Source organism: Streptomyces sp. NPDC012510, assembly GCF_042955065.1.
Classification (GTDB): domain Bacteria; phylum Actinomycetota; class Actinomycetes; order Streptomycetales; family Streptomycetaceae; genus Streptomyces.
The window spans coordinates 300472-309506 of sequence record NZ_JBIBEN010000005.1 but is presented as its reverse complement, the minus strand read 5'-3'; the positions used below and the strand labels follow the sequence as shown (position 1 = coordinate 309506).

The following is a 9035-nucleotide window of genomic DNA, read 5'->3' as shown; positions in this document are numbered from 1 at the left end:
TGCCGAGTGTGCGGGCGAGGGTCCGCCCGTACTGCCCAAGGGCATTCCGGCCATCGGGGTGCCGGGGCCCGGGGGGCGCGCCCCGGGGCGGCGGGGGGGGCGGGCCCCGCCCCCCACGGCTCGCCCTGTGGTTGACTGGCTCCCGTGCTGCACGAGTTCGTCTTCCGGACCGTGGACCTCCCGGTGTCCGACCGGTTCGAGGCCTGGGCGGAGTTGCAGAGCCGCACGCACGCGCCCATGCGGCTGACCCGTATCGCCCTGGACGGCGACCGCGCCGACCGCGCGCCGGAGGACTACCACGGCCACCAACGCGTCTTCGGCCTGGGCGATGTGACGGTGTGGCCGGCCGCCTTCGATCCGATCGCGTTCCGCCGCACCCCGAAGCTGATCCGCCAGTCCGACCCGGAGACCTTCCATCTCTCGCTGCTCCTGCGCGGCGAGGGCGCGGCCAGTTGGGGCCGGGAGCAGGTCGCGTACGCGGCCCAGGACTTCCATGTCAGCTGCTCGTCCATGGCGTTCGACGTGCGGACCGGCACCGAGCCGGTCCGCACGGTCGGCGTCGAGATACCGCGCTCGCTCGTCGCGCTGCCCGCGCACAAGGCGGACCAGGTGATCGGGAGCCGGTTGTCGGGGCGGACGGGGATGGGCGCGCTGCTGGCGCAGCTCCTGACGCAACTGGCGGCGGACACCGGTCCGTACGAGCCGTCCGACGCGCCCCGCCTCGGGACCGTCGTCGCCGACCTGGTCACGGCGCTGTTCGCCCACACCGTGGACGCGAAGCCGCGGCTGACACCGGAGGCCCACGGCCGGACGCTCACCCTGACCGTCAAGGCGTTCATACGTCGGCACCTGCACGACCCCGGACTGACCCCCACGACCATCGCCGCCGCGCATCACATCTCGCGCAGCTATCTCCACCGGCTCTTCCAGACCGAGGGGCTCACCGTCGCGGCGTACATCCGCGAGCAGCGGCTGCGGAACGCGTACCGCGACCTCACCGATCCCGACCCGGTGCTGCGTGCCACGCCGATCCACGCGATCGGGGCACGCTGGGGATTCCCGCGTGCCGCCGAGTTCAGCAGGGCCTTTCGTACGGCGTACGGGGTGCCGCCGAGCGAGGTGCGGTACGGGACGAGTGCGGCGCGGTACGAGAGTGGACTCGTTGCCAAGTGAGTGTGGACCGTCAGCCAACGACACGGGACGGATTTCCGCGCATCCTGGTGATCGCCGCCACGGAGGGCGGCCGTCCGGATCACTGGGATCGGGCCAGGACACCAGCGGGGGAGCCCTGGGCCGGGCCGGCCGCTCACCGTGACGGCCGCCCGGCGGCTCCTACCCACTCTCCTCTCAGGGGGCCCTACGCGCCCGTCGCCGCCCGTACCGCCCGCACCAGGGACTGGGCCCTCGGGTCGGCTGTGACCGTCTTGCGATAGCCGTTGGTCAGGTAGCCGAAGGCGATGCCCGAGGCCGGGTCGGCGAAGCCCAGGGGGCCGCCTCGGCCGGGGTGGCCGAAGGAGCCCACGCCCAGCAGCGGGGAGGCGGTGCCGTGGAGCATGTATCCGAGGCCGAAGCGTGTGTTGACGACGAGGACGCGGTCGGGGCCGGAGGACTCCTCGGCGCGGGCCGCCTCCAGGGTTGCGGGGCTGAACAGTCGCACGCCGTCGACCTCTCCGATGAGCGCCGCGTAGAAGCGGGCCAGACCCTCGGCGGTGGCGATGCCGTTGGTCGCGGGGAGGACGGACGCGCGGTACGCGGGGTCGTTCTGGTCCGGGAACGGGGTGATCGCGGCGAAGGCCCGACGGGTGAGGGAGTCCGGGTCGTCGTAGGCCTCGGTGACCGAGCGCTTGGCGCGGAGGCGGAGTCCGCCGGAGGGCTCGGGGGCCTCTTCCAGGCGGCCGGCGCGGCCCACCCTGCCGGTCGCCGCCACCGGCTCCGGAAGTCCCAGCCACAGGTCGGTGCCCGGCCCCAGCGGGGCGGCGATCTCCGACGCGATCCACTCCCCGGCCCCCCGCCCGGTCACGCGCCGGACCAGTTCGTCGAGCAGCCAGCCGTAGGTCAGGGGATGGTAGCCGTGCTCGGTGCCGGGCTCCCACGCGGGGGCCTGCGCGGCGACGGCCTCGGCGCCCCGGCGGGGGTCGAGCGCCTCGGCGGGGGTGAGGGGGCGGTCGAGGACGGGTAGGCCCGCCCGGTGGTTGAGGACGTGCCTCACCAGCACGCGGTCCTTGCCGTGGGCCTTGAACTCGGGCCAGTGGCGGGCCACCGGCGCGTCCAGGTCCAGCTCTCCGCGCTCGGCCAGCATCAGCGGGACGGCGGCGGCGACGCCCTTCGTCGCCGAACGCAGGATCTGGGCGGTGTCCCGCCGCCATGGTTCGGTGCCGTCGATGTCCCGGGTGCCGGCCCACAGGTCGACGACCTTGCGCCCGTGCCGGTATACGACGACGGCCGCGCCCCGTTCGCCGAGCGCCTCGAAGTTGCGCACGAACGCGGCTCTGACCGGTTCGAAGCCCTCGGCGACCGTGCCGTTCACATCCACGCCGGTGCTCCTGTCCGTTCGTCCGCGTCCGTCGTACGCCCCGTTGGCCGGCACGGGCCCGCCCTGTGGGCCACGGCGCCGGGTGCAACGTACACGCGCCGGTCGGGATTCCCCCCGGTCGGGGTCCGCAGAGGCACCTCGGCCGCCTCAGCCCAGCACGATCGTGACCTCGATGTTGTCGCGGGTCGCGTTCGAGTAGGGGCAGACCTGGTGGGCCGCGTCGACGAGCTTGGCCGCGATGCCCTGGTCGATGACCGGGAGGGAGACGCTGAGGGCGACGGCGAGGCCGTAGCCGCGCTGCCTGTTGGGGCCGATGCCGACCTTCGCGGCGACCGTGGAGCCGGTGAGGTCGTAGCCCTCACGGCGGCCCACTAGGACCAGCGCGTTGTGGAAGCAGGAGCTGTACCCGGCGGCGAACAGTTGCTCGGGGTTGGTGCCGTCGCCGTCGCCGCCCAGCTCCGGCGGCATCGCGACCTTGAGATCGATCTGACCGTCCTGGCTGGTGATGTAGCCGTCCCGGCCGCCGTGCGCGGTGGCCTCGGCGACGTACACGATCTTCGTCGGACGAGTGTCGGTACGGGTCTCCACCGCAGCGTCGTCAGTCATTCCCCTGGCCTCCCCCTGGGACGAGCGCGTGGCCTCCCCCAGGACAGGCGCGCACAAATACATCGTGCACAAGGTACTTGCCGGTAGGGAGAGAGCGGTTACCAGGGGGTAGTAACCATGGGTAACACAAGGTCACCGTGGGGCCGGGTGCGCCCATGGCCGCTCAGCGGTCCGCCGCCTTCGTCGCGCGTGCCGTCAGCTCCCAGAGTTCCTGGCGGAGCCGTGCCACCTCGGGTCCCCCTAGTCCGGTGGCGGCGGTCAGCGTGGCGGGGACGGCGGCTGCCCGGTCGCGGAGCTGCTCACCGCGTCCGGTCAGGGCGACGCGCACCGAACGCTCGTCCCGCACCGACCGCTCCCGGCGCACCAGCCCGGCCGACTCCAGCCGTTTCAGCAGGGGCGAGACCGTGCCGTAGTCGAGCCGCAGGGCGCAGGCCACGTCCTTGACGGTGGTCTCACCGCGCTCCCAGAGGCAGAGCATGACCAGGTACTGCGGGTAGGTGAGGCCGAGTTCGTCGAGCAGCGGGCGGTACGCGGCGGTGACCGCGCGCTGAGCCGCGTAGAGCGCGAAGCACAACTGCTCGTCGAGGAGCAGCGAATTGTGCCGGTGCGCATCCGCTTGATTCGTCACGGGCCCATTGTCGCGGACGCCCACGCGACCGTGGCCGGGGGCCGCCTTCGTCCGCGGGTGCGCGAGCAACCCCCACCGACCCGCACCCCCAGCCCCTACCCCGCCCTCACCGACCGCGGATCGAAGCCGAACGGCAGCTCCAGCCGGTGCGCCCGCATCAACGCGTCGTCGCCGAGGAGTTCACCCGTCGCCCCGTCCGCCGCGATGACACCCTCGCTGAGGATCAGCGCACGCGGGCACAGTTCCAGGGCGTACGGCAGGTCGTGCGTGACCATGAGGACGGTGACGTCCAACGACCGCAGGATGTCGGCGAGTTCACGGCGGGAGGCGGGATCGAGGTTGGAGGACGGCTCGTCGAGGACGAGGATCTCGGGCTCCATGGCGAGGACGGTGGCGACGGCCACCCGGCGGCGCTGCCCGAAGGAGAGGTGGTGCGGCGGCCGTTCCTTGAACTCCGCCATGCCGACCTGTTCGAGGGCCAGGTCCACCCGCGCCTCCAGCTCGGGTCCCTTCATCCCCGCCGCGGCTGGCCCGAAGGCCACGTCCTCCCGCACGGTCGGCATGAAGAGCTGGTCGTCGGGGTCCTGGAAGACGATGCCGACCTTCCGCCGGATCTCGGCCATGTGCCGCTTGCCGACGGGCATCCCGGCCACGGTCACCGTGCCGGCGCCCCCGGTGAGGATGCCGTTGAGGTGGAGCACGAGCGTGGTCTTGCCGGCGCCGTTCGGCCCGAGCAGAGCGACCCGCTCGCCCCGCCCGATCGTGAAGTCGACACCGAAGAGGGCCTGGTGGCCGTCGGGGTAGGCGAAGGCGAGCCCGGCGACCTCAAGAGACGGGACGGAGTTCTCGAAGGCCCCGGAGGCCTGGGCGGTGGTGGTCACAGGGTCCATCCCAGCAGACAGACGACGAGCGCGGTGAACGGGAGGGCGAAGGCGTACGACCACTGCGCCCGGGACGCGGTCACCTCGTCGATGACGGGCATGGAGCCCGCGTACCCCCGGCTGATCATGGCCAGATGGACGCGCTCCCCGCGCTCGTACGAGCGGATGAACAGCGCCCCGGCCGACTTGGCGAGCACGCCCCAGTGCCGTACGCCGCTCGCCTCGAACCCCCGCGACTCCCGCGCGATCCGCATCCGCCGCATCTCGTCGGTGATCACGTCCCCGTACCGGATCATGAAGGACGCGATCTGGACGAGCAGCGGCGGGAGCCTGAGCCGCTGGAGCCCCAGCAGAAGCTCTCGCAGCTCGGTGGTGGCGGCCAGGAGGACGGAGGCGGCGACGCCGAGGGTGCCCTTGGCGAGGACGTTCCAGGCGCCCCAGAGCCCGCTGACGCTCAGCGACATCCCCAGGACCTCGACCCGCTCGCCCTGCGCCACGAACGGCATCAGCACGGCGAAGGCGACGAACGGGACCTCGATCAGCAGCCGCCGCAGCAGGAACCCGGCGGGTACGCGGGCCAGGTACGCGACCACCCCCAGCAGCGCGGCGTACAGCCCGAACGCCCACATCGCCTCCCGTGGCGTCGACACCACGACCACCACGAAGGCGAAGACGGCCGCGAGCTTGATGTGCGGCGGCAGGGCGTGCACGGGCGAGTGCGCGTGCCGGTAGAGCTTGTGGGCGTGGCCCGCTCCCATGTCAGACGTTCTCGGGGAGCGAGGAAGGGGACGTGGCCTCGTTCGTACGGCGCTTGCGCACCGCCCAGAAGACGCCCGTCCCGGCGACGACGGTGACACCGACCCCGATCACGCCCGCGAGACCGCCGGAGAGCCGGGCGTCGGTGAGGCCCTCGACGCCGTAGTCGGCGAGCGGGGAGCCGGCGGCGGCGTGGTCCTCGACCTCGGCGTCGATGCCCTTGTCGGCGGCGACCTTCTCCAGGCCGTCGGGGTCGGCGGAGGCGTAGAAGCTGACGACACCGGCGAGGAGGAGGGAGACGCCGAGCCCGGCGAGGAGCACCTTGCGGGTGGAGCGGGCGGCCACGGGGGCGGGCGCGGCCTCGGGGGCAGGCGCGTCGACGAGCTCGCCGTTGACGCGGAGCTTCAGCGGAGCGGTCAGTCCCCGGGCCCCGTACACCAGGTCCGGTCGTACGGCGATGACGGCGCCGACCGTGGCGGCGGTGATCGCGGCCTCGCCGATGCCGATGAGGGTGTGGACGCCGACCATGGCGGTGAGGACCGAGCTGAGCGGCACGTCCGTGGTGCCGCCGACCGCGTAGACGAGGGTGAAGGCGACGGCCGCGGCGGGCACGGAGAGCAGGGCCGCGACGAAGGCGGAGACGGTGACGGAACGCCGGGTCCTCGGCAGGACCCTGACCAGCCCCCGGAAGACGACGTACGCCACGACGGTGGTGACGACCGCCATGATGGTGATGTTCACGCCGAGGGCGGTGAGGCCGCCGTCCGCGAAGAGGATGCCCTGCATGAGGAGCACCACGGACACGCACAGGACCCCTGTGTAGGGGCCCACGAGTATCGCGGCCAGCGCGCCGCCGAGCAGATGTCCGCTGGTCCCGGCCGCGACCGGGAAGTTCAGCATCTGCACGGCGAAGATGAACGCGGCGACGAGCCCGGCGAGCGGCGCGATCCGCTCGTCCAGTTCCCGCCGGGCGCCCCGAAGGCTCACGGCGACCGCACCGGCGACGACTCCGGCGACCGCCGAGACGGGGGCGTTGATGAATCCGTCGGGGACGTGCATACGAGGGCTCGCTCTCCTGGTAGGGGGCCGGGCCACCGGGTGCGGACACGCTGGTCGGGGGCAGTCTGCGGATGGCTGGAACCTTACGATGATAGAGCCCTATTGCGAGCACCTTGCAAGAGCACGTCTCGACTGATTAGCGAACCGCTCGCCGAACGCCGATGTGGGGGCGGACCGCCTCCGAAGGCGCCCGGCGAAAAATATGCGACATTGGAGAGGCAACGGACTGCGGATTCACAGGATTCACAGCCCCTGCTTGGGTCACTCAGTGTGAGGAGCCGCCCGATGTCTGTCACGGTCGAGCAGTATGCCCGCGCCCACGTCGTCACGGACTCCCCCGAGGACCACGACACGGTCCCCGTCGTCTTCCGCTACGACCCCGACACCGACGCCACCGCCGTCCGCGTACGGCTCCCCGGCCCCGACGAGTGGACCTTCCCCCGCGACGTCCTCGAACGCGGCCTGCGCGCCCCGGCCACCGCCGGGCCCGTGAGCATCTGGCCCTGCGGCCGTGTCCAGGCCGTCATGGAGTTCCACTCCGCGCAGGGCGTCGAGGTCCTGCAGTTCGACACGAAGGCGCTGACGCGGTTTCTGCGGCGGACGTACACGGGTACGCCGGTGGCGCGCTGAGGAGAGCGCCCCGGGGGTATGCATGCAGGCGTGAGCCGGGGCCGCGCAAGCCGCCGCAAGCCGCATGGGGGACGCATGACAGCGCACAGGGACGGGGAGGCCGCGACCCACGCCGGGGCGGCCGGAAGCCGGACCGCCGCGCCCATGCCCCGCTCCGGGCCCGCGCCCGGTGAGGGGCTGGCACTGCCGTACGCGCTCGCCTCGCTATGGGTGGTACGGCACGGGCAGAGCACGGCGAACGCCGCCTACGCGGAGGCCGAGCGGACCGGGTCGACCGAGCCGCTGCCGGGCCTGGGTTCCGAGGTTCCGCTGTCCGAGCCGGGCCGTGCGCAAGCCAGGGCGTTGGGCGCGTGGCTGGCCGGGATCTCCGGTGACGGGAGCGATGACAGGAGCGGTGACGGGAACGGCCACGACGGTGGCCGGGGGCCGGACCTGGTGGTCTGTTCGCCGTACGTACGGGCCCGGCAGACCTGGGAGATGATGGCCGGGCACCCACGGGTGACCGTCCCGCCTCCGTTCCTCGTCGACGAGCGGCTGCGGGACCGGGAGATGGGCGTCTTCGAGATGCACCCGCCGGGCGCGCTGCGGGCCCGCTCGCCCGAGGAGGCGGCGCGGCGGGAGCGGCTGGGGGACTGGTTCTACCGTCCGCCGGGCGGGGAGGCCCTGACCGATGTCGTGCTGCGGGTACGGGACTTCGTCGACGAGCTGGACCGTGCCGCCCCCGGCCGGCGCGTCCTGCTGGTCGCGCATGACGCGATCGCCGTCGCCCTGCGTCTGGTGTTCGCCGGGCTGGGCGCGACACCGCCCGAAGCCGTTCCGCCCGTCCCCAACGCCTCGGTCTCGCGGTGGGACGGCGACGGCGGACGGATGCGGCTGGGGCGGTGGGGGGACACCGGACACCTCGGCTGAGACGGGGGCCGGTTACGCCCCGCCTCGGCTGAGATGAGGGCCGGTTACGCCCCGCCGCGCCTTATACGGGGACGGTGAGGGTGGCCGTGTAGCCCTTGTCGGTGTCGCCCTCGGTGGTGGCGAGCTGCTGGTCGTAGCCGTCACTGAAGATCATGTCGCTCTCCAGGGTGAGCCGGCTCAGGTTCTGGACGCTCTGCTCGTAACCGTCCGTCGCGTACACGGTGTCGCAGACGTCCTTGGGGAAGGCGAGCTGCGAGGTGGCGACGATGTTCTGCGCGGCGGTGGCGTCGTCCAGGCTGCCGTACACCTCGAAGTGGATGTGCGGCCAGCGGCCCGTGTAGCAGGCGGGGAAGATCGACGTGAACGTGACCCGGCCCTTCTCGTCGGCCTCCTGGACACCACGCAGATAGTTCTCCTCGGTGGCGCCCTCGGAGTAGAGGGAGTAGAGGCCCGCCCGGTCGCAGTGCCAGAGGTAGACGGCCGCGCCCTCCATCGGGGTGTCGCAGCCGGAGGACTGGTCGACGACCGTCAGGGTCACGGTCAACGGGATGCCTTCGGCGACGCCGCTCGCCGAGCCGAAGCTCTTCGTGATGTCGCGGCGGACGACACCGCTCTCCTTGAGGACGTTCGGGCCGTTCGAACCGTCACCGGGGTACGGGCCGGCCGTCTCGCTCGGGATGACCTCGCAGTCCGCGCCCGACGAGGACGAACCGGAGGAGGAAGAAGAGGGGGCGGAGGACGAGGAGGACGCCGAGCTGTCCGAGTCCGCGCTGCAGGCCGCCAGCAGCGGGGCCACACTCGCCCCGGCCAGCAGTCCGATCATGCGGCGGCGGGCGAACCTGGGGAGGTCGTGGACGAGCCCTCCGTCGATCTCGTCCTGGTGCTCGTGCTGATGGCCGTGGGCGTGACTGTGGCTGTGCTTCTTCTCGCTCATGGTGGGCCTGCGTTCCTTCTCTACGTCCCGTCATGGAATGCGCCCGATGCTATGAGCGAAGCCTATGGAAAGTTCAAGCATCTCCCATGGGTTTCCCCA

10 protein-coding genes are annotated in these 9035 nt (G+C 72.2%); 3 read left to right on the top strand and 7 right to left on the bottom strand.

Annotation, left to right across the window (positions count from 1 at the left end):
* Positions 1-144: 144 nt before the first annotated feature.
* Complete coding sequence (locus ACFY9I_RS11740) at positions 145-1173, top strand: helix-turn-helix domain-containing protein (protein ID WP_390999944.1); 1029 nt, start codon at positions 145-147, stop codon at positions 1171-1173.
* Positions 1174-1357: 184 nt separating this feature from the next.
* On the opposite strand, the gene ACFY9I_RS11735 is transcribed toward ACFY9I_RS11740, so the two are convergent.
* The 6 genes from ACFY9I_RS11735 to ACFY9I_RS11710 all read right to left on the bottom strand — a co-directional run bounded on the left by ACFY9I_RS11735 (position 1358) and on the right by ACFY9I_RS11710 (position 6463).
* On the bottom strand, positions 1358-2533 hold the full coding sequence (locus ACFY9I_RS11735; protein WP_390999941.1) for a serine hydrolase: 1176 nt from the start codon (positions 2531-2533) through the stop codon (positions 1358-1360).
* Positions 2534-2680: 147 nt separating this feature from the next.
* Entirely contained in the window at positions 2681-3139 is a 459-nt protein-coding gene (locus ACFY9I_RS11730; RefSeq protein WP_390999938.1) for an Ohr family peroxiredoxin, read from the bottom strand.
* A gap of 163 nt (positions 3140-3302) precedes the next feature.
* Positions 3303-3767: a MarR family transcriptional regulator gene (locus tag ACFY9I_RS11725; RefSeq protein ID WP_390999935.1), complete on the bottom strand. Its 465-nt coding sequence runs from the start codon at positions 3765-3767 to the stop codon at positions 3303-3305.
* A gap of 95 nt (positions 3768-3862) precedes the next feature.
* Positions 3863-4657: an ATP-binding cassette domain-containing protein gene (locus ACFY9I_RS11720; RefSeq protein ID WP_390999932.1), complete on the bottom strand. Its 795-nt coding sequence runs from the start codon at positions 4655-4657 to the stop codon at positions 3863-3865.
* Entirely contained in the window at positions 4645-5406 is a 762-nt protein-coding gene (cbiQ, locus tag ACFY9I_RS11715; protein ID WP_390999929.1) for a cobalt ECF transporter T component CbiQ, read from the bottom strand. Before cbiQ ends, ACFY9I_RS11720 begins: the two co-directional genes overlap by 13 nt.
* 1 nt (position 5407) lies before the next feature.
* Entirely contained in the window at positions 5408-6463 is a 1056-nt protein-coding gene (locus tag ACFY9I_RS11710; RefSeq protein ID WP_390999926.1) for an energy-coupling factor ABC transporter permease, read from the bottom strand.
* Between the two features lie 285 nt (positions 6464-6748).
* Here ACFY9I_RS11710 and ACFY9I_RS11705 point away from each other — a divergent pair, with 285 nt between their 5' ends.
* Positions 6749-7093 (top strand): SsgA family sporulation/cell division regulator, encoded by a 345-nt coding sequence (locus ACFY9I_RS11705; protein ID WP_390999923.1) that lies wholly within the window; start codon positions 6749-6751, stop codon positions 7091-7093.
* Positions 7094-7303: 210 nt separating this feature from the next.
* Complete coding sequence (locus ACFY9I_RS11700) at positions 7304-8002, top strand: histidine phosphatase family protein (RefSeq protein ID WP_391000391.1); 699 nt, start codon at positions 7304-7306, stop codon at positions 8000-8002.
* A 61-nt stretch (positions 8003-8063) separates the two neighbouring features.
* Here the strand turns inward: ACFY9I_RS11700 and ACFY9I_RS11695 are convergent, their stop codons facing one another.
* On the bottom strand, positions 8064-8936 hold the full coding sequence (locus ACFY9I_RS11695; protein WP_390999921.1) for an intradiol ring-cleavage dioxygenase: 873 nt from the start codon (positions 8934-8936) through the stop codon (positions 8064-8066).
* Between the last annotated feature and the right edge of the window lie 99 nt (positions 8937-9035).

Excerpts from the sequence above, each read along its gene's own strand:
- cbiQ (WP_390999929.1), bottom strand. The coding sequence starts at position 5,406 with ATGGGAGCGGGCCACGCCCACAAGCTCTACCGGCACGCGCACTCGCCC.
- ACFY9I_RS11720 (WP_390999932.1), bottom strand. The coding sequence starts at position 4,657 with ATGGACCCTGTGACCACCACCGCCCAGGCCTCCGGGGCCTTCGAGAAC.
- ACFY9I_RS11730 (WP_390999938.1), bottom strand. The coding sequence starts at position 3,139 with ATGACTGACGACGCTGCGGTGGAGACCCGTACCGACACTCGTCCGACG.
- ACFY9I_RS11705 (WP_390999923.1), top strand. The coding sequence starts at position 6,749 with ATGTCTGTCACGGTCGAGCAGTATGCCCGCGCCCACGTCGTCACGGAC.
- ACFY9I_RS11710 (WP_390999926.1), bottom strand. The coding sequence starts at position 6,463 with ATGCACGTCCCCGACGGATTCATCAACGCCCCCGTCTCGGCGGTCGCC.
- ACFY9I_RS11695 (WP_390999921.1), bottom strand. The coding sequence starts at position 8,936 with ATGAGCGAGAAGAAGCACAGCCACAGTCACGCCCACGGCCATCAGCAC.